General features: G+C 73.1%; 17 protein-coding genes, 1 rRNA gene and 1 pseudogene. 4 read left to right on the plus strand and 15 right to left on the minus strand.

The window, feature by feature from the left end; genetic code table 11:
- The first annotated feature begins 11 nt into the window (after positions 1-11).
- Positions 12-1,631 carry a PucR family transcriptional regulator gene (locus tag IE248_RS24020; protein ID WP_190031627.1) on the plus strand — a complete coding sequence of 540 codons (1,620 nt, stop codon included), beginning with the start codon at positions 12-14 and terminating at the stop codon, positions 1,629-1,631.
- Between the two features lie 55 nt (positions 1,632-1,686).
- Here the strand turns inward: IE248_RS24020 and IE248_RS24025 are convergent, their stop codons facing one another.
- The 4 genes from IE248_RS24025 to IE248_RS24040 form a co-directional block, all read right to left on the minus strand.
- Entirely contained in the window at positions 1,687-2,247 is a 561-nt protein-coding gene (locus tag IE248_RS24025) for a hypothetical protein (protein WP_008742724.1), read from the minus strand.
- A gap of 43 nt (positions 2,248-2,290) precedes the next feature.
- Positions 2,291-4,102, minus strand: coding sequence for an alpha/beta hydrolase (locus IE248_RS24030; RefSeq protein ID WP_100582329.1), 1,812 nt, complete (start codon positions 4,100-4,102; stop codon positions 2,291-2,293).
- Between the two features lie 8 nt (positions 4,103-4,110).
- A complete protein-coding gene (locus tag IE248_RS24035; protein ID WP_100582328.1) occupies positions 4,111-4,506 on the minus strand; it encodes a hypothetical protein in 396 nt (131 codons plus the stop codon).
- 162 nt (positions 4,507-4,668) lie between these two features.
- The gene (locus tag IE248_RS24040; protein ID WP_037797343.1) at positions 4,669-5,781 is read right to left on the minus strand and encodes a glycosyltransferase family 4 protein; all 1,113 of its coding nucleotides are present in this window, start codon (positions 5,779-5,781) and stop codon (positions 4,669-4,671) included.
- Between the two features lie 206 nt (positions 5,782-5,987).
- Between IE248_RS24040 and IE248_RS37505 the strand changes: the two genes are divergently transcribed.
- The gene (locus tag IE248_RS37505; RefSeq protein ID WP_229895478.1) at positions 5,988-6,998 is read left to right on the plus strand and encodes an HNH endonuclease signature motif containing protein; all 1,011 of its coding nucleotides are present in this window, start codon (positions 5,988-5,990) and stop codon (positions 6,996-6,998) included.
- A 24-nt stretch (positions 6,999-7,022) separates the two neighbouring features.
- On the opposite strand, the gene recN is transcribed toward IE248_RS37505, so the two are convergent.
- The 4 genes from recN to IE248_RS24065 form a co-directional block, all read right to left on the minus strand.
- The gene (recN, locus tag IE248_RS24050) at positions 7,023-8,750 is read right to left on the minus strand and encodes a DNA repair protein RecN (protein ID WP_190031642.1); all 1,728 of its coding nucleotides are present in this window, start codon (positions 8,748-8,750) and stop codon (positions 7,023-7,025) included.
- Positions 8,751-8,832: 82 nt separating this feature from the next.
- Positions 8,833-9,774 carry an NAD kinase gene (locus tag IE248_RS24055; RefSeq protein WP_124290154.1) on the minus strand — a complete coding sequence of 314 codons (942 nt, stop codon included), beginning with the start codon at positions 9,772-9,774 and terminating at the stop codon, positions 8,833-8,835.
- 8 nt (positions 9,775-9,782) lie between these two features.
- Positions 9,783-10,598, minus strand: a complete 816-nt coding sequence (locus IE248_RS24060) for a TlyA family RNA methyltransferase (protein WP_008742731.1) — start codon at positions 10,596-10,598, stop codon at positions 9,783-9,785.
- 7 nt (positions 10,599-10,605) lie between these two features.
- Positions 10,606-10,875: a hypothetical protein gene (locus IE248_RS24065; RefSeq protein WP_190031628.1), complete on the minus strand. Its 270-nt coding sequence runs from the start codon at positions 10,873-10,875 to the stop codon at positions 10,606-10,608.
- A gap of 64 nt (positions 10,876-10,939) precedes the next feature.
- Between IE248_RS24065 and IE248_RS24070 the strand changes: the two genes are divergently transcribed.
- Positions 10,940-11,287 (plus strand): SCP2 sterol-binding domain-containing protein, encoded by a 348-nt coding sequence (locus tag IE248_RS24070; protein WP_037799459.1) that lies wholly within the window; start codon positions 10,940-10,942, stop codon positions 11,285-11,287.
- A 49-nt stretch (positions 11,288-11,336) separates the two neighbouring features.
- Here the strand turns inward: IE248_RS24070 and IE248_RS24075 are convergent, their stop codons facing one another.
- The 4 genes from IE248_RS24075 to IE248_RS24090 form a co-directional block, all read right to left on the minus strand.
- Entirely contained in the window at positions 11,337-12,203 is an 867-nt protein-coding gene (locus IE248_RS24075; protein ID WP_073797206.1) for an ABC transporter ATP-binding protein, read from the minus strand.
- Positions 12,200-13,264 (minus strand): FecCD family ABC transporter permease, encoded by a 1,065-nt coding sequence (locus tag IE248_RS24080; protein WP_047960968.1) that lies wholly within the window; start codon positions 13,262-13,264, stop codon positions 12,200-12,202. Before IE248_RS24080 ends, IE248_RS24075 begins: the two co-directional genes overlap by 4 nt.
- Before the next feature lie 2 nt (positions 13,265-13,266).
- On the minus strand, positions 13,267-14,316 hold the full coding sequence (locus IE248_RS24085; protein WP_190031629.1) for a FecCD family ABC transporter permease: 1,050 nt from the start codon (positions 14,314-14,316) through the stop codon (positions 13,267-13,269).
- A 71-nt stretch (positions 14,317-14,387) separates the two neighbouring features.
- Positions 14,388-15,428 carry an HAD hydrolase-like protein gene (locus IE248_RS24090; RefSeq protein WP_190031630.1) on the minus strand — a complete coding sequence of 347 codons (1,041 nt, stop codon included), beginning with the start codon at positions 15,426-15,428 and terminating at the stop codon, positions 14,388-14,390.
- An 88-nt stretch (positions 15,429-15,516) separates the two neighbouring features.
- Between IE248_RS24090 and IE248_RS24095 the strand changes: the two genes are divergently transcribed.
- Positions 15,517-16,788, plus strand: coding sequence for a DUF1015 family protein (locus tag IE248_RS24095; RefSeq protein ID WP_073797209.1), 1,272 nt, complete (start codon positions 15,517-15,519; stop codon positions 16,786-16,788).
- A 69-nt stretch (positions 16,789-16,857) separates the two neighbouring features.
- Here the strand turns inward: IE248_RS24095 and IE248_RS24100 are convergent, their stop codons facing one another.
- The 3 genes and pseudogenes from IE248_RS24100 to rrf all read right to left on the minus strand — a co-directional run bounded on the left by IE248_RS24100 (position 16,858) and on the right by rrf (position 19,230).
- The gene (locus IE248_RS24100) at positions 16,858-17,685 is read right to left on the minus strand and encodes a tetratricopeptide repeat protein (RefSeq protein WP_194552804.1); all 828 of its coding nucleotides are present in this window, start codon (positions 17,683-17,685) and stop codon (positions 16,858-16,860) included.
- Between the two features lie 231 nt (positions 17,686-17,916).
- Positions 17,917-18,942 (minus strand): annotated as a pseudogene (locus tag IE248_RS37510) (hypothetical protein); the annotation flags it as partial.
- 171 nt (positions 18,943-19,113) lie between these two features.
- Positions 19,114-19,230: ribosomal RNA gene (gene rrf, locus IE248_RS24110) — 5S ribosomal RNA — on the minus strand.
- Between the last annotated feature and the right edge of the window lie 130 nt (positions 19,231-19,360).

The raw sequence follows: 19,360 nt of genomic DNA on the forward strand, positions 1-19,360 counted from the left end.
CGTCCCGCGACATGGACAATCAGGGCGGCATCACCGTTCAGCGGGCGCTGGAACTGCCGGGACTGCGCGGCGGCCTGCCCGAGGTGGTGGCCTGCGCCGACCGCCTCGGCCGGACCGTGCGCTGGGTGCACGCGGGCGAGGTCCCCAACATCGCCTCCCTCCTCAAGGGCGGCGAGCTGCTGCTGACCACCGGCCTCGGCCTCGGCACCCGGCCCGCCGAACAGCGCGCCTTCGTACGCCGTCTCGCGGACCGGGGGATCGCCGCGCTGGTCGTCGAGCTGGGCCCGCGCTTCACCCGGCTCCCGGCGACCCTCGTCGAGACGGCACGGGCCGCGGGGCTGCCGCTGGTCCAGCTGCACCGGGAAGTCCCCTTCGTGGCGGTGACGGAGGAGGTCCACACCGAGATCGTCAACCACCACTACGCGCTGCTCCAGCGCGCCGAGGAGGTCCACCGGCGCTGTACGGAGGCCCTGCTGGGCGGCGGCGGCATCCCGCAGGTGCTGCGCGTCCTGGCGGACTTCACCGCGAACCCGGTGTTCCTGGAGACCCCCGACGGGCAGCTGCTGTACGGGGCCGGCCCGGTCTCCGGGGAGGCCGCCGCGGACCCGCTCCAGGTGTGGGAGGGCCTGCGGGGCCAGCGCGAGGCGGAGCCGTCTGCCAACACGGTGGTCATCGACGTCCCCGGCGGGGGGCACGGCACGGGATCGGTCCGGGCGCGGGTCGTCCTGGTCGGGGTCTCGGCGCCGCTGCAGCCGGTGCACCGGATGGCGGCGGAGCGGACGGCGGGGGTGCTGGCCGTCGTACTGATGCAGGCGCGGCAGGAGGACGAGCTGGCGGCGCGCGGGCGCGGGGACTTCCTCACGGACCTGGCGGAGGGCCGCATCTCGGCCGAGGACGCACCGGCGCAGGCACGCGTCCTGGGCTTCAAACCGGGCTCCGGGCCGCTCCTGCCGGTGGTCATGCGGCTGTCCTCGGACCTCGGGCCGTCGGGCAACTGGGCCGTCCTGGCCCGCGCGGTCCTGGAGGAGCTCTCCTCGGTCGGGGTCCCCGTCCTGCTCGGGGTCCGCCCGGTGGAGGGCCGGGTCCCGCTGCTGGTCTCGCTCCGCGCGGAATCGGAGCGCACGGCGGTCGCGGACCGGGTCGCGGCGGCGCTGCGGGCGGGCGTGGAGCGGGCCGGCCTGGACCGGGCCGCCGCCCCGCCGGCGGTGGTGGTCGGCGTCGCCGGCGGCTGGGCGGCGGCCTCCGCGGGGCTGCGCCACGCCGCCGAGACGGCGACGGCCGCCCACGGCCTGCCGGCCCGGCCCTGGTACGACGCGCGGCGCCTGGACATCGACCTGCTGCTGTGGCGGCTGCGGGAGCATCCCGACCTGGCGGCGTTCGTGGACCGCGCGATCGGCCCGCTCCGGGTGCACGACACCACCTCGCGGCCGCCGCTGCTCCCGACCCTGGAGACGTACCTGGCCCATGCGGGCCGCAAGGCGGAGACGGCGCGCGAGCTCCATCTGAACCGCCAGACGCTGTACAACCGGCTGGCCCGCATCGCGGAGCTGCTGGGTACGGACCTCGACGACCCGGAGACGGTCCTCTCCCTGAGCCTCGCGCTGCGCGCCCGCCGCCACACGGCTTCCTGACGCCGCCCGGGCAGGAGCTCCCGGGCGCAGAGCCGCCCGGGTCAGAGCGCCCGGGTCAGAACCTGTCGACTTCCTTGCCCTCGGGAACCCGGTAGCAGCCGGAGACGACGGTCAGGCTCAGCTTCGGCGGATCGTTCTTCTTCATCTGGACGACGCTGACGCCGTACTTCTTCTCGGTGTTGTCCGCGGTGAGGACCAGGTTCTTGGCCTGGCTCGTGTCCGGCTCGTAGCGGACGACCTTCCAGCCGTGCTTGGGCAGTTCGCTCTTGAGCCGCTCCATCGCCTCGTCGAGCTGGTCGGCCGAGGCCGGGTAGAAGCTCCACGGGTGGAAGACCTTGAAGTACGTGGCCGGGTCCTTGCCCTCGCACTCCATCACGCCGGAACGGCTCTCGGAGCCCTTCCCCTTGACCCCGATCAGGTCGTAGAGCTCGCTCGACGCCTTCTCCACGGCGTCGGCCGCGTCGCGCGAGGTGCTGGTGCCCACGAGGGGGGCTTCGGCCGAGTCGGCGGAGCCGGAGGGGGTGGCGGAGCCGGAGGAGTCGTTCATGCCGCATCCAGTGAGGGTGATGAGGGCCAGGGACACGAGGAGCGCCGGGGCGCCCGGTTTGATCTTCAAATCGGGGTCTCAATCGTCGGTCGGACCGGGGAGCGGGAAAGCCTCACCTCATGTGATCCCAGTGGTTCGGAGGCGGCTTCAGGGTCACGTTCTCTCCGTGGCCCGCCACGACCTGCCCCTGGTTGCGCAGGCTCTCGGACCCCTCCTTCCAGTATTCGCTGTGGCCGGAGACGTTGCTGCCGGTAGTCATCTGGTTCGCCCCGAACACCTCGTCGCTGGGGATCCGCCACGGACCGTCCCAGTCGGTGCCGCCGTGTCCGAAGCGGCCGATGTCCGGTACCGGGTCGCCGTCGGCCTCCTGGTTCCAGACGTGTCCCTTGGGCACGTCCAGCTGTTCCGCCTTCGGCACCTGGACGCCCGGGCTGCCCGCGGTGATGATGTCGTCCGCGTTCAGGTCGCCCTGCCGGGCCGCCGATCCGATGAGGGTCGTCCCGTACGAGTGGCCGATCGCAGTGCGGTGCGGCTCCGAGTCGCCGGTGTGCGAGGCGTCGAGGCCGTCCATGAACCGGTTGAAGGCCGGGGCCCCGTCGTTGGCGTAGTGGCTGAACGGCGAGTCCTTGACGATGTCCTGCGGGGCGTCGTAGCCGAGCCAGGTGATCGTGGAGACCGGCTTGCCGTCCGCCGCGTCGGTGGCCGTGCGCCAGACGTTCTCCATGCGCCCGATGTCCCCGCCGATGCTCCCCAGGTTCGAGGTCGTGCCCGGTACGTAGACGGCCTGGTGGACGGCCGTGTCCGGGTTGCCGTTGGCGACGATCGCGCGGCCGTTGCCCTCCGGGCTGAAGCCGAGCAGGTACGCCTCGGGCAGGTCGTTCAGCCCCGTCGAGTCGAACCGCTTCTGGATGCTCTCCATCCCGTGGAGGGAGGTCTCCAGGTGCCGGTACTCGTCGCCGTACTTCTTGTCCCACTCCATCCACTCGTCGGTGTGCACCTTGGAGGGGTACATGCCGGCGGTGATCCACGTCCACTCGTTGGCGGGCGGCTTGGGGATGCCGTTCAGCGTCGTCCGGTACGTGCCCCGCTTCTCGTCGAAGACTGCGCGGTTGGCCTCGTCGCGGGTCGTGGCGGGCAGGCCGTCGAGTCCGCCGACGGCGTCCGGGCGGAGCGAGACCCATGCCGCGCGCTGGTCCGCGTCGAGCCCCTTCCACCAGTCCGCGTTGGCCTGCGGGCTGCCGTCCTTCGGGGGCTGCGGCAGCGAGTCCAGGTAGTGCCGGCCCGCCCCGCTGACGCCCTGCGCGTCCTTCGCGACGTCCGCCCAGTCCTCGTCGGAGACGACCAGGTCGTCGTCCGCCTTGAGCGCCCGCAGCTGCGGCGCCCACTTCTGGTCCGCCTCGGTGGCCTCCCGCACCGCCTCCGCGATGCGGTTGGCGATGTCCTGGGCGAGCGCGTAGTTCGGGTTCGGGTCGAAGTTGCCCGCCTGCCGCTGGATCGCACGGGCCTGCTCGGACAGGGTGCCGCTCGCCGAGCCGGGCCCGGGCGGCGAACCGCCGGGGTTCTCGCCCGCCGCCGGATAGGACACCGAACCGTCGGCGCCCACCGTGAACTTCCGCTCGGCGGCCTCCGACAGCGCCTGCTCCAGCTTCTTCTGCGCGGGGCGCACGTCGGCCGCGAAGGCGTTCAGGGCGGTGCCCACCAGGCCGCACTCGACCTGGACGTAGTGGAAGTCCTTCGCCACCTCGCGCAGCTGGGTGACCGCGGCGTCGAGCGCCTTGCCCTTGAGGGCCTTCTGCATCTGGGCCGTGATCCGCTGCTCCAGCGCGTCCTTGGCCTGGCTCGCCATGTCACTGGCCGAGCGGTACCCGGTCGCCGCTTCCTCGAACTCGTGCGGCTTGAAGGTCTTCAGTGCCTCGATGTCCATGGCTCAGGTCACCTTTCCTGACCGCCGGTGGCCGGGGTGTCCTGGTACTGCTTCGCCAGCTCGGTGAAGAGGCCGTTGAGGTTGTCGTCGGTCAGGAACAGATCGTTGCCCGCCCGCTCCAGCTTGCCCTGCAGGGCGGTGCACCGGCCGGAGAGCGCCTCCAGGTACGTCTTCCAGCTCGCGTACACCTCGGACTGCGCGCCCGCGCTCTCCACCGCGCCCTTGGCGGCGAGGCCCGTCTGGCCGGTTTCGAGACCGGTCAGCGCCTTCTTCACGTCGCCGGCCAGGCCGCCGACCGCGGTGCCCGCCGCCGTCCACGCGGGCCTGGTGGACTGCACGTCAGCGTCCCCGCCACCACCACCGCCACCGCCGCCGTCCGCGGCGGGGACGCTGGCGAGCCGCATGCCGGGCTCACCCGAAGGGCCGCCCCTCAGACGCGCCCATTCCTCCTCGAACGAACCCACCCGGTTCCCCCTTGCATGTACCCGTCACAGGATTCCCGGGGGCAACCCTACGCAAGGACGTTCCCGGGGACGCCAGGAGGTGGCTCCGGCCCCGGGGGAGCGTCAGCGGGGCCGGCGTTCCATCAGCTCGTCGTAGACCGCCAGGACCTGCGCCACCGTGTCGTCCTCCGACGGCCAGGTCGCCGCCTGCGCCCGGCCCGCCGCGGCGAGTTCGGCGCGCCGGGCCGGGTCACCGAGCAGCCCGGCGACCGCCGCGGCCAGCGCGCCCCGGTCCCCGTACGGCACCAGCACCGCCGCGTCCCCGACCAGCTCGGGTACCCCGCCCACCGCCGTGGCCACCAGCGCCACCCCGGCCCGCAGCGCCTCCTGCGCGAGCAGCGAGCGGCCCTCCCAGCGGCTCGTCAGCACCGCGACGTCCGCCGCCGCGAGGAGCTCCGCCGCGTCCCGGCGCCGGCCCAGAAGCCGCACCGGCAGCGCCTCCAGCTCGATCCGCCGGGCCAGTTCCTCCCGCTGCGGCCCCTCCCCCGCGATCACCAGCAGCGGTACCGGGTCCAGTCCCCGCCACTCCCGCGCCGCGTCCAGCAGTACGGAGTAGCCCCGCCGCGGCACCAGACCGCCGACCGCGATCACCAGCGGCCGCTCCACCGCCCCGAGTTCCGCCCGTGCCTTCCCCGGATCCGCGGCGGTGGCCGCCGCCGGCCCCGGGGCGGCCACCGCCGCGAGCCGAGCGTCCCGCGCACCGCGCAGCCGCGCCAGGTCCACCTGGTCCGACGAGGACCCCAGGACCACCGCCGCCGCCCGCGCCACCCGCCGCTCCAGCAGCCGGCTCAGCCGCCCCAGCGCGCCCCCGGCCTCCGGGGCGCCGTGCCAGGACACCACCAGCGGCGCCCGGTGCCCGCGCAGCGCCAGCGAGGCCCGCAGCCCGGCCCGTACGCCGTGCGCGTGCACCACGTCCGCCCCGGCGCACGCCGCCCGCAGCGCGCTCACCGCGTCCGGCGCGAACGAGGCCCCGGCGCCGGTGAAGTCGTACTCCCCCTCCGCCTCGACGGGGGCGCACACCGTGACCCGCACCCCGCGCGCGGCGAGCCCGGTCGCGAGCGAGCGCACGTGCGTACCACTGCCCGCGCCGGCGCCGTCGAGCACTTGCACGGTGCGCAGCGGCGTCCGCCCGTACGGCGGGGCCTGGGCGGGTACCGGGACCGGGGAGCTGCTCACGGGCCGAAGCTCCTGGGTGGGTGAGGGAGGCAGAGACGACGCCCAGAATGCCAGTCCGCACGCGCGTTCCGGGACCATACGGGTGCGTATCCCGTACGAGATACCGCGAGACGCCCCCCAGCCTCACCCACAAGGACTACCCCGACCCACCCCGACGCCCTGTCAGAGGCCCTGTCAGAGGCCCCTGAGATCCTTGCCGTCGGCGAATGCGGTCCGGCGACTACCACGAGGGCGGATACGGGCGGATGGGCAGGAAGAAGCAGCGGCACCCCCGCCGGAGCGGAGCCGCGAAACCGATCGCGATCTACCACGACATGGCGGTGTACGAGGACTTCGAGCGCGCCGCGCAGCGCATCTTCCAGCTCGTCCGGGAAGTCCGGCGGCAGCACCCGGGGGTGCCCCGCATCCTCTTCCTCGACGTACAGGGACACCGCAATTCGGCGGGCGGCTACGACGACGACGCCTGGGAGCTGATGCAGGAGTTCACCCTCGGCTACCTGCTGCCGTTCCTCACCGAGGCCCGGACCCCGCTGATCCACGTGGAAAACCCGAACCAGAGCGACGACCTCCCCGAGTCGCTGGTGATCGGTCCCCCGGCCGACGGCAGCGGCGGGTACGGCTACGACCACGGCGCGCTGCCCCTGCGGCCGCGCGAGCACGAACCGGCCGAGCGCAGGTCCGCGCCCAGTGTCAAGGCCATAGCCGAGTACCTCGGCATGGAGGAGGCCTGCTGTCTCGTCTGCTGGGCCACTCCCGTCGAGCGCGCCCACGTCGTTCCCGCCTCGCTCGGCGGGTCCATGGACGTACGGAACTTCGCGCTGCTGTGCGCCGACCACCACCGGGAGGCGCCCGACGTGGCCGACGCGGAGAGCTTCTGGGCCTGGGTCGACTACGCCGAGCTGCGGGACAGCGGGTCCAAGTGGCTGCGGGCCACCGAGGAGCAGCAGGCGCGCCTGAGCGCGGCCGGCGTCCGGGTGGGCAGGCCCGCGCGCCCGGTCCGGACGTTCTTCGCCGAGGTCAAGGACGAGCTGCGGCGACTGTACGGCTGGTCCGACGAGGATTTCGCACGGGCGGACTGGCCCCGGCTCATGGAGGAGTTCCACGTGGTGCTCGACGCCGCCACGGGCCGCCACTTCTCGGTGGACAAGAAGGTGTCCACGCACGCCTGGGCGTACGACATCGCCCGCAAGCGCAGCACCGGTACGGCCCCCGACTGACGCCTACCGGGGGCCGGGGCTCGGTCACGCGTCCGCGCGGGCCGCCGCGAGGAGTTCTTCGGCGTGGGCGCGGGCGGTTTCCGAGTCCTCCTGGCCGGCCAGCATGCGGGAGAGTTCGCGGATGCGGTCCTCGCCCTCCAGGACGGTGACGCCGCTTCGGGTCACGGCCCCGTCGACGGTCTTCTCCACGAGGAGCTGCCGGTCGGCGAACGCGGCCACCTGTGGGAGGTGCGTGACGACCACGACCTGCGCCGACTTGGCCAGCTTCGCGAGCCGCCGCCCGACCTCGACCGCCGCCTTGCCGCCGACGCCCGCGTCGACCTCGTCGAAGAGGTACGTCGGCACCGGGTCGGAGCCCGCGAAGACGACCTCCACCGCCAGCATCACCCGGGAGAGCTCACCGCCCGAGGCGCCCTTGGCGATCGGCCGCGGCTGGGCACCCGGGTGCGGGGCCAGCAGCAGTTCGACCTCGTCGGCGCCCGAGGGGCCGTACGCCACGTCGCGGCCGCCGACCTCGACGCTTTCGGCGCCCTCGGCGGACTCGGTCTGGCGGATGTCGAAGGTGACCCGCGCGTGCGGCATCGCCAGCGAGGCCAGCTCCTGCGTCACGGCGGACGCGAACCGTGCGGCCGCCTCCACCCGGGCGTCGGTCAACGCCTGCGCCAGCTGGGAGAGTTCCTCGCGCAGCCCGTCGCGCTCGGCGGTGAGTTCGGTGATCCGCCCGTCGTCGCCGTCGAGTTCCAGCAGCCGCGCCGAACCCTGCTGGGCCCACTCCAGTACGGAGTCGATCGAATCGCCGTACTTGCGGGTCAGCTGCGTCAGCGCCGCCCGGCGCTCCTCCACCGCGGCGAGCCGCAGCGGATCGGCGTCCAGGTCGTCGGCGTACCCGGCCAGCTCCCCGGCCACGTCGCCGAGCAGGATGCCCAGCTCCCCGATCCGCTCGGCGAGAGCGCCGAGGGCCGGGTCGTGGGAGCGTACGGATTCCAGGGCCCGGTGGGCGCCCGCGACCAGGGTGTTCGCGTCGATGCCCTCGGGGTCCTCCGGATTGCCGGCCAGGGCCGCGTGCGCGAGCTGCGCCGCCGAGGCCAGCCCCTCCGCGTGCCCGAGCCGTTCGGCCTCGGCCGCGAGTTCGGTGTCCTCGCCGGCCAGCGGCTCCACGGCCGCGATCTCCTCCAGCCCGAAGCGCAGCAGGTCCGCCTCCTGGGCCCGCTCCCGGGCCCGGGTGGTGATCTCCTCCAGTTCGGCGGCGACCGCGCGCAGCCGCCTGTAGGCGCCCGCGTACTTCTCCAGGGGGACGGCGACGGCGTTCCCGGCGTACCGGTCGAGGGCCTGGCGCTGCCGGGCGGGCCGCAGCAGCCCCTGCTGGTCGGTCTGCCCGTGGACGGCGACCAGGTCGTCGGCGAGTTCGGCGAGCAGCCCGACGGGCACGGAGCGGCCGCCGACGTGGGCGCGCGAGCGCCCCTCGGCGGACACCGTCCGGCTGATCAGCAGGGCGCCGTCGTCAAGCTCGGCCCCGGCTTCCTCGGCGCGTACGGCGGCGGCCGCGTCGGGGCGCATGACGAGGCGGCCCTCCACGACGGCCGCCTTCGCGCCGATCCGCACCAGGGCCGGGTCGGCGCGGCCGCCGAGCAGCAGCCCGAGGCTGGTGACGACCATGGTCTTGCCCGCGCCGGTCTCGCCGGTCACCGCGGTGAAACCGGGCGACAGCTCGACCACCGCGTCGTCGATGACACCCAGCGACCGTATCCGCATCTCCTCAAGCACGGGACGACGATACCGAGGTTTCACCGGTGCCATGTGACGTCACCCTTGGAGAGTTTCCCGAACGGATGTGCTAATGCGGTGCCCCGCGCCACCCCGACACGGGCAGCGCGAACTTCGCGACGAGCCGGTCCGTGAAGGAGGCGTGGTGCAGCCGGGCGAGCCGTACCGGCACCGCGCCCCGGCGGACCTCCACCCGCGCGCCCGACGGCAGCTCCAGCGTCCGCCGCCCGTCGCACCACAGCACCCCGTGCGGGGTGCCGGTCTGCACCTCCACCGCCAGCACCGAGTCCGGCGAGGTCACCAGCGGCTTCGCGAACAGCGCGTGCGCGCTGATCGGAACCATCAGCAGCGCCTCCACCTCCGGCCAGACCACCGGCCCGCCCGCCGAGAAGGCGTACGCCGTCGAGCCCGTCGGCGTGGCGCAGACGATCCCGTCACAGCCGAACCCGGACACCGGGCGCCCGTCGACCTCCAGGACCACCTCCAGCATCCGCTCCGGGGACACCTTCTGGACGGCCGCCTCGTTCAGCGCCCAGTCCTGGTGGACGACGTCCCCGTTGGTCCGCACGATCACGTCGAGCGTCATCCGCTCCTCGACCTCGTACTCGCGCGTCACCACCCGGTCGACGACCTTGTCCAGGTCGTCCCGCTCCGCCTCGGCGAGGAACCCCACCCGGCCCAGGTTGACGCCGAGCATCGGCACCCCCGAGCCGCGCGCGAACTCCGCGCCGCGCAGCAGGGTGCCGTCCCCGCCCAGCACGATCAGCAGCTCACAGCCGTCGAACACCTCGGGCGTGCACTCGTCGACGAGCTCCACCTCGGGCGGCAGCGGCAGGTCCGCGGCCTCGTACCGCAGGACCCGCACCCCCAGCCCGCTGCGCAGCAGGCCCCGTACGACCAGCTCGGCGCTCCGGATGGCCGCCGGCCGCCCGGTGTGCGCGAGCAGGAAGACGGTTCGGCCCTCCGCGGCCCCCGCCTCCGGAGCTCGTTCCTCTGAAGCCCGTTCCCCCACAGAATCTGTCACTGAGGCCCCTCCGCCACTGCACGGTCAACTTCCGCCGGGTCGAGCGCCGGTGCCCCCGCCCTAAGCCACAGAAAGTACTCGACGTTGCCCGAGGGCCCCGGCAGCGGACTCGCCGTCACCCCGGCCACGCCCAGTCCCGACTTCCACGCCTGCGCCGCGACGTCCCGTACGGCCTCGGCCCGAAGCTCGGGGCTGCGGACCACTCCGCCGCTGCCCAGACGCTCCTTGCCGACCTCGAACTGCGGCTTGACCATCAGCACCAGGTCGGCGTCCGGGGCGCAGCAGCGCACCAGTGCGGGCAGGACGAGCCCGATGGAGATGAAGGACAGGTCTCCGACGACCAGGTCGGCCGGTACCCCGTCGATCAGCTCCACGGTGAGTTCGCGGACGTTCGTGCGGTCCTTGACGGTGACCCGCTCGTCGCTCTGCAGCGACCAGGCGAGCTGTCCGTAGCCGACGTCGACGGCGACGACGTGGGCCACGCCCGCGCGCAGCAGCACGTCGGTGAAGCCGCCCGTCGAGGCCCCGGCGTCCAGCGCCCGGCGGCCCTCGACGACGAGCCCCTGCGGCCGGAAGGCCGCGAGGGCGCCCGCCAGCTTGTGGCCGCCGCGCGAGACGTAGTCGGGGTCGCTGTCGTCCTTGAGGACCACGAGGGCCGCGCTGGTCTCGACCTGGGTGGCCGGCTTGGTCGCGGTGGCGCCGCCGACGGTCACCCGGCCCGCGGCGATCAGCTGGGCCGCGTGCTCGCGCGAGCGGGCCATGCTGCGGCGTACCAGTTCGGCGTCCAGGCGGCGTCGTGCCACTCCTGCCACGTTCGGTTCAGCTCCTGTTTTCGTACGGTCCGGGGACGGGCGGTGCGTCCAGCGCGGTCAGCGCGTCGCGCAGTCCCCCGTGCACATCCTCGTACACCTCGACGTGCCCGTCCGCCGTGAGGTGGTCGGCGTCGGCCAGCCGCTCCAGGCGCGCGTCCACCCCGGCGTGGCCGGTGGGGGTGCGTACGAGGCCCAGCGGCGCGGGCGCCGCGGGCGCCGCGAGGTCCTCGGGCCCCTCGGGGACGTCCGGAGCGGAGGCGGGCACTTCGTCGGTCATGCCCCGACGCTACCCCGTAGCGCGCCGCGACCACACACGGCTCTGCGGTACGGTCGTGATCACGATGGCTACGATCGAGGAGTGCCGCGAAGCACTCGACCAACTCTCCGGCAACCTGGCGCGGGCCGACGGCGACGTGCGCGGCGCGGCCGCGCTCGACCGCTCCCTGAGCTGCCACATCACCGACCTCGACCAGACCTTCACCGGCCGCCTCGAAGGCGGCCGGATCCGGGTCGACGCGGTCGCGCCCGGCCCGCCCGCCGCCAAGGCCGAGATCCGGCTGGCGATGACGGGCGACGACCTGGTGGCGATGGTGGCGGGCGAGCTGAAGTTCGCCAAGGCCTGGGCCTCCGGCCGGGTCAGGCTGGAGGCCGGCTTCCGCGACCTGCTGCGGCTCAAGAGCCTGCTCTGATCCCGCAGGCCGCGCAGACCCCGCAGGCCCCGCAAACCTCGCAGACCTCTTAGGCGGAGGTCCTCGCCCGGGCCTGCCGGGCCGCCGGGATCACCAGCGGGGTCCCCGTCTCGGGGTCGTCGATGACCTGGCAGCGCAGCCCGAACACCTTCTCCACCAGTTCCGCCGTGACCACCTCGGCCGGCGGCCCCTCGGCGATGACCTCGCCGCCCCGCAGCGCGATCAGGTGCGTGGCGTAGCGGGCGGCGTGGTTGAGGTCGTGCAGGACGGCGACCAGGGTCCGGCCCTGGTTCTCGTGCAGCTCGGCGCACAGGTCCAGCACGTCCAGCTGGTGCTGGATGTCCAGGTAGGTCGTGGGCTCGTCGAGCAGCAGCAGCGGCGTCTGCTGGGCGAGCGCCATCGCGATCCACACGCGCTGGCGCTGCCCGCCCGACAGCTCGTCCACGGCCCGGTCGGCGAGTTCGGCGACCCCGGTGGACGCCATCGACTCGTGGACGATCCGCTCGTCCTCCTGCGACCACTGGCGCAGCAGCCCCTGGTGCGGGTAGCGGCCGCGCGAGACCAGGTCGGAGACGGTGATGCCGTCCGGGGCGATCGAGGACTGCGGGAGCAGCCCGAGGGTCTTGGCGACCTTCTTCGCGGGCAGCGACCCGATGGCCTGCCCGTCCAGCAGCACCCGGCCGGCGGACGGCTTCAGCATCCGCGACAGGGCGCGCAGCAGCGTGGACTTGCCGCACGCGTTGGGGCCGACGATCACCGTGAAGGAGTTGTCGGGTATCTCCACCGAGAGGTTCTCGGCGATGACCCGCTGGTCGTAGCCGAGGGTCACGTTCTCCGCGGTCAGCCGCTGCACTTGGGTACTCCTAGGGTTGACGAGCCCGGCGGCCGATGCCGCCCCGCTCACGGTCGCGCTCATATCCGTCCCGCCTTGCGCTCGGTGACGAGCAGCCACAGCAGGTACACACCGCCGACGAGCCCCGTCACCACGCCCACCGGAAGCTGGTCGGCGCCGAAGGCCCGCTGTGAGGCCCAGTCGGACAGCATCAGCAGGACGGCGCCCATCAGGGCCGCGGTCAGCAGCCCCGCCCCGGGCGAGCGGGTCAGCCGCCGGGCCAGCTGCGGCGCGGCCAGCGCGACGAAGCTGATCGGCCCGGCCGCGGCGCTCGCCGCCGTGGTCAGCAGGATCCCCGCCACCATCAGCAGCAGCCTGGTCCGCTCCACCCGCACGCCCAGGGCGTGCGCGGCGTCGTCGCCCATCTCCATCATCCGCAGGGCCCGGCCCTGGCCGAGGACCAGCGGGAAGAGCACGGCGCAGGCCGCCAGCAGCGGCCACACCTGCCCCCAGTCCCGGCCGGCCAGCGAGCCGGTCAGCCAGACCATCGCCCGGGTGGCCTCGACGAGCTGGGCCTTCGTCAGGAGGTACTGGATCACCGCGACGAGCATCGCGGAGGCGCCGATGCCGACGAGCACCAGCCGGTAGCCGTTGATGCCCCGCTTGTACGCGAGCAGGTACACGGCGAGGCCGGCGATCAGGCCGCCGACCAGGGCCCCGAGCGCCACCTCGGTGGCGCCGCCCTTGAACACGATGATGACGACGAGCGCGCCGACCGCCGACCCGTACCCGAAGCCGAGCAGGTCCGGGGAGCCGAGCGGGTTGCGCGAGACGGACTGGAAGACGGCGCCGGACATCCCGAGCGAGGCGCCGACGAGCAGCGCGACCAGGACGCGCGGCAGCCGCAGGTCGTTGACGATGAAGTCGTTGGCGGGGGTGCCGTTGCCCAGCAGGGTCTGCACGACGTCCGCCGGGGCTATCTGGAAGTCGCCGGTCCCGATGAGTACGACGGCCAGCGCGAGCGCCGTGACGGCGAGCAGCAGCCCGACCGCGAGCGCGCGGCGTTCCAGACGCAGGGAGATCCCGCCGGGGATCCGCAGCGGCCGGGGCCCGGCGGGCCGGCCCGCCCGGAGTTTCGTGGGCACGGTCACAGCTGGGCCATCCTCTTGCGCCGAACCAGGTAGATGAAGACGGGGCCGCCGATGAGGGCGGTGACGATGCCGACCTGAAGTTCGGCGGGCCGGGTGACGATCCGTCCGACGACGTCGGCGCCGAGCAGCAGCCCGGGCGACAGGACCGCCGAGTAGGCGAGCACCCAGCGCATGTCCGGGCCGGTGAAGAACCGTACGAGGTGCGGGATCATCAGGCCGATGAACACGATCGGCCCGCACGCGGCGGTGGCCGCCCCGCACAGCAGGGTGATGGCGACCATGGCGCCGATCCGGGTCCGCGTCAGGTTGGCCCCGAGCGCCCGGGCGGTGTCGTCGCCCATGGCCATCGCGTTGAGCGGCCGGCCGAGCGCCAGCGCGAGGACCGCGCCGACCAGCAGGAACGGGGCCACCTGCGTGACGGTGTCCATGGTGGCCGAGGCCAGCGAACCGACCGTCCAGAAGCGGAGCTTGTCCAGCGCCTTGCTGTCCATCAGCTGGACGGCGTTGATGTAGCCGACCAGGGCAGCACTGGCAGCCGTACCCGCGAGGGCCAGCCGGACCGGGGTGGCGCTGCGGCTGCCGCCGAGGACGTACACGACGACGGAGACGACCCCGGCGCCGAGGAACGCCCACCAGACGAACTCGCTCAGGGAGTTCGCCCCGAGGAAGCTGATCGCCGACACGACGGCGGCCGCGGCGCCCGCGTTGACGCCGAGGATGCCGGGCTCGGCCAGCGGGTTGCGGGTCAGCGCCTGCATCACCGCGCCGGACAGGCCGAGGCCGAGCCCGACCAGCAGCCCGAGGATGGTGCGCGGCACCCGCAGGTCCCGCACCACCACGTCGGAGGTGGTTCCCGAGTAGTGGAAGAGGCCGTGCCAGACCTCGTCGAGCGGCATCTGCTTGGCGCCCACGGCGACGCTCGCCACCGCGATCAGGGCCAGCACCGCGAGGGCGGCCAGCAGGCCGACGGCGCGCGCGCCGTGGCGTGACCGGGTGGCAGCGGCTTGGGACGCCGCGCTCTGTTCTGGGGGACTCTCGACCAACACGGAAGTTAGGTTAGCCTACCCTGCCATCCGCAAGATCCCCCGGATGGGTAGTCACCACCCGGCCACCCGGCCTAAAGTGCCAGCCGGCCCAGCACCTCGCCCGCGTCCAGACCGCACGAGCCGTCCCCGGCCTGCGTCCAGGCCGCCGCGCACAGCGCCCGGAGCCCGTCCAGCGGATCCCCGCCCTCCCCGCGCAGCTCCAGCGCCCCGTCCGCCGCGACCGCCGTCCAGCCCCCGCAGCGGAACCCGGCCCCGTCGGCCTCGCCCTCGACCTCCGGCTGACCCGTGAGCAGCCCGCGCAGGTCCCGGTCCACGTACGTCGGCCGGTGCCTCGGCTCGGCGCGCAGCAGCTGCTCCGCGTCCGTCACCCCGGTCAGCACCAGCAGGGAATCCACCTCCCCGTTGAAGGCGCCCTCGATGTCGGTGTCCAGCCGGTCCCCCACCACCAGCGGCCGCTCCGCCCCGGTCCGCAGCACCGTCTCCCGGTGCATCGGCGGCTGCGGCTTCCCCGCCACCCGCGGCTCCGCGCCCGTGGCGATCCGTACGACCTCCACCGCCGCCCCGTTCCCCGGCGCGATCCCGCGGGCCGACGGAATCGTCAGGTCCGTGTTCGAGGCGAACCAGGGCACCCCGCGGTTGACCGCGTACGAGGCCTCCGCGAGCCGCGCCCACGCCAGTTCGGGCCCCCCGTACCCCTGCACCACCGCCGCGAGGCCCTCCTCGTCGGCCGACTCCACCGGCACGAGCCCGCGCTCGCGCAGCGCGACCCGCAGCCCCTCCCCGCCGATCAGCAGCACCTTCGAGCCCGCCGGCACCTGCTCCGCGATCATCCGCGACACCGCCTGCGCCGAGGTGATCACCTCACCGGCCTCGCTCGGGACGCCCAGCTCCGTCAGGTGCGCGGCCACCGCGTCCGGGGTCCGCAGCGCGTTGTTCGTGACGTACGCCAGGTGCATCCCGTCCGCCCGGGCCGCCACCAGCGAGTCCACCGCGTGCGCGATGGCCTCCCCGCCCGCGTACACGACCCCGTCGAGGTCGAGGAGAGCCGTGTCGTACGCCCGGTGCAGACTGCGCTCACTGCCCCCGGGACGGGTCCTGCTCTGCGAGGTCATCGAGCCCTCTCCTCATACAGTCGATCTTGTCTCATTTCCGTACTCCCCCGATCATCCCGCATGCCGAGAGGCGTCTTACGATGCACCAATGACCACTTCTGACCCTGCGGAGCACGGGCTGCGGCTGATCCCCTTCCCCGGACTGCGCTATGTACCGGAGCGTGTGGGCAGCCTCGCGGCCGTCACCTCCCCGCCGTACGACGTGGTCGTGCGCCCCGACGGAGTCGACTACCTCGAATCCGCGGACCCGCACAACATCGTCCGCCTGATCCTCCCCCAGGCCGACACCCCGGCGGCGCGCAACGACCAAGCCGCCCGCACCCTCCGCGACTGGCTCGCCGAGGGCGTCCTCAGCGCCGACGCCGAGCCCGCCCTCTACGTGTACGAGCAGCGCAGGGCCGGCCTCCTCCAGCGCGGCGTGGTCGGCGCCCTGGCCCTGTCCGACGCCGCCGCCGGCATCGTCCTGCCCCACGAGGACGTCATGCCCGACGTGGTCACCGACCGCGCCGGCCTGATGCGGGCCACCTCCGCCAACCTCGAACCCCTGCTGCTCACCTACCTCGGCGACGGACCCGACCAGGGCACCGCCGCGGTCGTCGAGCGCACCGCCCAGCGGCCGCCGCTGTTCTCCACCACCACCGAGGACGGCTTCCGCCACCGCCTCTGGGCCATCACCGACCCCGCCGACCTGGCCGCCGTCACCTCGGACCTCGGCCACCGTCAGGCCCTCATCGCCGACGGCCACCACCGCTGGGCGACGTACCTGCGCCTCCAGGAGGAGCACCAGTCCCCCACCGGCTGGGACTTCGGCCTTGTCCTGCTCGTCGACACCGCCCGCTACCCGCTCCAGGTCCGCGCCATCCACCGGATGCTGCGCCGCCTGCCGCTCGCCGAGGCCCTCGCCGCGCTCGACGGCTCCTTCCAGGTCCGCCCCGTAGACGGCCCGCTCCCGCTCGCCCTGGAGGTCCTCTCGGACGCCGTCGAGCGCGGCAACGCCTTCCTGCTGACCGGCGACGGCACCTTCCACCTGGTCACCGACCCCGACCCGGCCCTGATCGAGCGCACCGTCCGCCGCGACCGCCCCGAGGCCTGGCGCCGGCTGGACGCCACCGTGCTCCACGCGACGCTGCTCGACACGCTGTGGCACGTCCCGGACGCCCCCGAGCACATCGCCTACATCCACGACGCGGAAGCCACGGTCGCCATGGCCGAACGCCACGGCGGTACGGCGGTGCTGCTCCACCCCGTACGGGAGGCCGTGGTCCGCGACCTGGCCCGCCAGGGCGTCACCATGCCCCGGAAGTCGACCTCCTTCGGACCAAAACCAGCCACCGGGCTGGTCCTGCGCAGCATCGACTGAGACCCGGAAAACACGAAAGGGCGGCACCCCCCGGAGGGGGTGCCGCCCTTTCGTTCAGGCAGGCGCGGACTAGGCCTTGTCGTCGGCCCGGTCGTCGTCGAGGTCGGCGACGACCTCGTCGGTCACGTCGATGTCGGCCTCGGAGCCCTCGTCGAGGGGCTCGTACTCCTCGTCGTCCTCGTCGTAGTACTCGGCCTGGTCCGAGGCCCGCTCGGCGGCGGCGACCTCGGCGGCGTCCGCCTCGTCGTCGTCCTCGTCGACCTCGTCGGCCTCGTCCTCGTGCATCGCGTCGACGAACTCGACACCGTCCAGCTCGGCGAGCCGGTCGGAGGCGTCGGTCGCGCCGTCCTTGTCCGCTTCGAGGGTCTTGCCGAACCACTCGCGCGCCTCGTCCTCACGACCGGCCGCCAGCAGGGCGTCGGCGTAGGCGTAGCGCAGGCGCGCGGTCCACGGCTGGACGGAGCTGGAGGCCAGCTCCGGGCTCTGCAGGGTCACGATCGCGGCGTCGAGCTGACCCAGGTCGCGCCGGGCACCGGCGGCGACGAGACGCATCTCGACCTGGCCGGCCTTGTCCAGCTTCGCGACCTCGGGCTCGCCGGCCATGGTCAGCGCCCGCTCCGGACGGCCGAGGCCGCGCTCGCAGTCGGCCATGACGGGCCACAGCTCGACGGAACCGGTCATGCGCTTGGCGGCGCGGAACTCGGCGAGCGCCTCGCTGTACTTCTGCGTCGCGTACGCGGCGAAGCCGGCGGCCTCGCGGACGGCGGCGACACGGGAGGCCAGCCGCAGGGCGATGCGCGAGTACGCGTACGCCTGCTCGGGCTCCTCGTCGATCAGCCGGGCCACCATGACCAGGTTCTTCGAGACCTCCTCGGCCAGACCCTTGGGCAGGCTCAGGAGCTCCTGACGGACATCGGCGTCGATCTCGAAACCGGTGACGTCCTCGTCGATCGGAAGCCGCTTGACCGGGTCCCGGTCGCGGTCCGCGCGGAAGTCACGGTCGCCACTGCGGTCGTCACGCCCACCGCGGTACCCACCACGGTCATCACGACCGCCACGGAACCCACCACGGTCGCCGCCACGGTCGTCACGACGGGGGTAGGACGGGCGGTCGCCACCACGCTCGTCGCGGCCACCGCGGAACCCACCGCGGTCGTCATCACGACGGGGGTACGAGGGACGGTCGCCACCACGGTCATCGCGACGCGGGTACGACGGACGGTCGCCACCACGGTCATCACGACCGCCACGGAATCCACCACGGTCGTCATCACGACGGGGGTACGAAGGACGCTCGCCACCACGGTCGTCACGACGCGGGTAGGACGGACGGTCGCCACCACGCTCGTCACGGCCACCGCGGAACCCACCACGGTCGTCATCACGACGCGGGAAGCTCGGACGGTCCCCACCACGGTCATCGCGACGCGGGTAGGACGGACGGTCGCCACCACGGTCATCACGGCCACCACGGAACCCACCGCGGTCGTCATCACGACGGGGGTACGAGGGACGGTCCCCACCACGGTCGTCGCGACGGGGGTACGACGGACGGTCGCCACCACGCTCGTCACGGCCACGGAAACCGCCGCCACCACCGGAGGGACGACCACCACGGTCGTCATCGCGACGCGGGTACGAAGGACGCTCGCCACCACGGTCATCGCGACGCGGGTAGGACGGACGGTCGCCACCACGCTCGTCACGGCCACCGCGGAACCCACCACGGTCGTCATCACGACGCGGGAAGCTCGGGCGGTCCCCACCACGGTCGTCACGACGGAAACCGCCGCCACCACCGGAAGGACGGCCGCCACGGTCGTCATCGCGGCGCGGGTACGAGGGACGGTCGCCACCACGGTCATCGCGACCGCGGAAACCGCCGCCGCCACCGGAGGGACGGCCGCCACGGTCGTCATCACGACGGGGGTACGAGGGACGGTCGCCACCACGGTCGTCACGGCCACGGAAGCCGCCGCCGGAAGGACGGTCGCTGCCGGCAGGACGCCCGCCGCGGTCGTCACGGCGGAAGCCGCCGCCACCACCGGTCGGACGGCCACCGCGGTCGTCGCGACGGAAACCGCCACGGTCACCGCCACGGTCGTCACGACGGAAGCCGCCCCTGTCACCGCCGTCGTTGCGCCGAGGCTCGCGCTCCGGACGATCGTCGGGAGAGTTGGACATGGGTGTGACTCCTGTCTTCGGGGTACCGCTAGTCATTCTCGCGCAACCAACCCATGGCCGCGCTTCGGCGTAAAAAAGGTGAAAAACAAAAAGACCCTTGGTCCAGCGTTGAACGCTGGACCAAGGGTCCTTTGAAAGATTGTTCGGCGGCGTCCTACTCTCCCACAGGGTCCCCCCTGCAGTACCATCGGCGCTGAAAGGCTTAGCTTCCGGGTTCGGAATGTAACCGGGCGTTTCCCTAACGCTATGACCACCGAAACCCTATCGGTTTCGAGCGAACAAGCACACTTTGTAGTTATGTTCTAGCTCTAGAAACCAGCAACCGTTCGTTGCTTCAGAACTAACACAGTGGACGCGAGCAACTGAGGACAAGCCCTCGGCCTATTAG

Origin of the sequence: Streptomyces goshikiensis (assembly GCF_014650555.1) — a bacterium.
Classification (GTDB): Bacteria; Actinomycetota; Actinomycetes; order Streptomycetales; family Streptomycetaceae; genus Streptomyces; species Streptomyces goshikiensis.

Coding starts and splice junctions, on each gene's coding strand:
- IE248_RS24020 (WP_190031627.1), top strand. CDS start 12: ATGGACAATCAGGGCGGCATCACCGTTCAGCGGGCGCTGGAACTGCCG.
- IE248_RS24030 (WP_100582329.1), bottom strand. CDS start 4,102: ATGGACATCGAGGCACTGAAGACCTTCAAGCCGCACGAGTTCGAGGAA.
- IE248_RS24035 (WP_100582328.1), bottom strand. CDS start 4,506: ATGCGGCTCGCCAGCGTCCCCGCCGCGGACGGCGGCGGTGGCGGTGGT.
- IE248_RS37505 (WP_229895478.1), top strand. CDS start 5,988: ATGCGGTCCGGCGACTACCACGAGGGCGGATACGGGCGGATGGGCAGG.
- recN (WP_190031642.1), bottom strand. CDS start 8,750: ATGCGGATACGGTCGCTGGGTGTCATCGACGACGCGGTGGTCGAGCTG.
- IE248_RS24065 (WP_190031628.1), bottom strand. CDS start 10,875: ATGACCGACGAAGTGCCCGCCTCCGCTCCGGACGTCCCCGAGGGGCCC.
- IE248_RS24070 (WP_037799459.1), top strand. CDS start 10,940: ATGGCTACGATCGAGGAGTGCCGCGAAGCACTCGACCAACTCTCCGGC.
- IE248_RS24075 (WP_073797206.1), bottom strand. CDS start 12,203: ATGAGCGCGACCGTGAGCGGGGCGGCATCGGCCGCCGGGCTCGTCAAC.
- IE248_RS24090 (WP_190031630.1), bottom strand. CDS start 15,428: ATGACCTCGCAGAGCAGGACCCGTCCCGGGGGCAGTGAGCGCAGTCTG.
- IE248_RS24095 (WP_073797209.1), top strand. CDS start 15,517: ATGACCACTTCTGACCCTGCGGAGCACGGGCTGCGGCTGATCCCCTTC.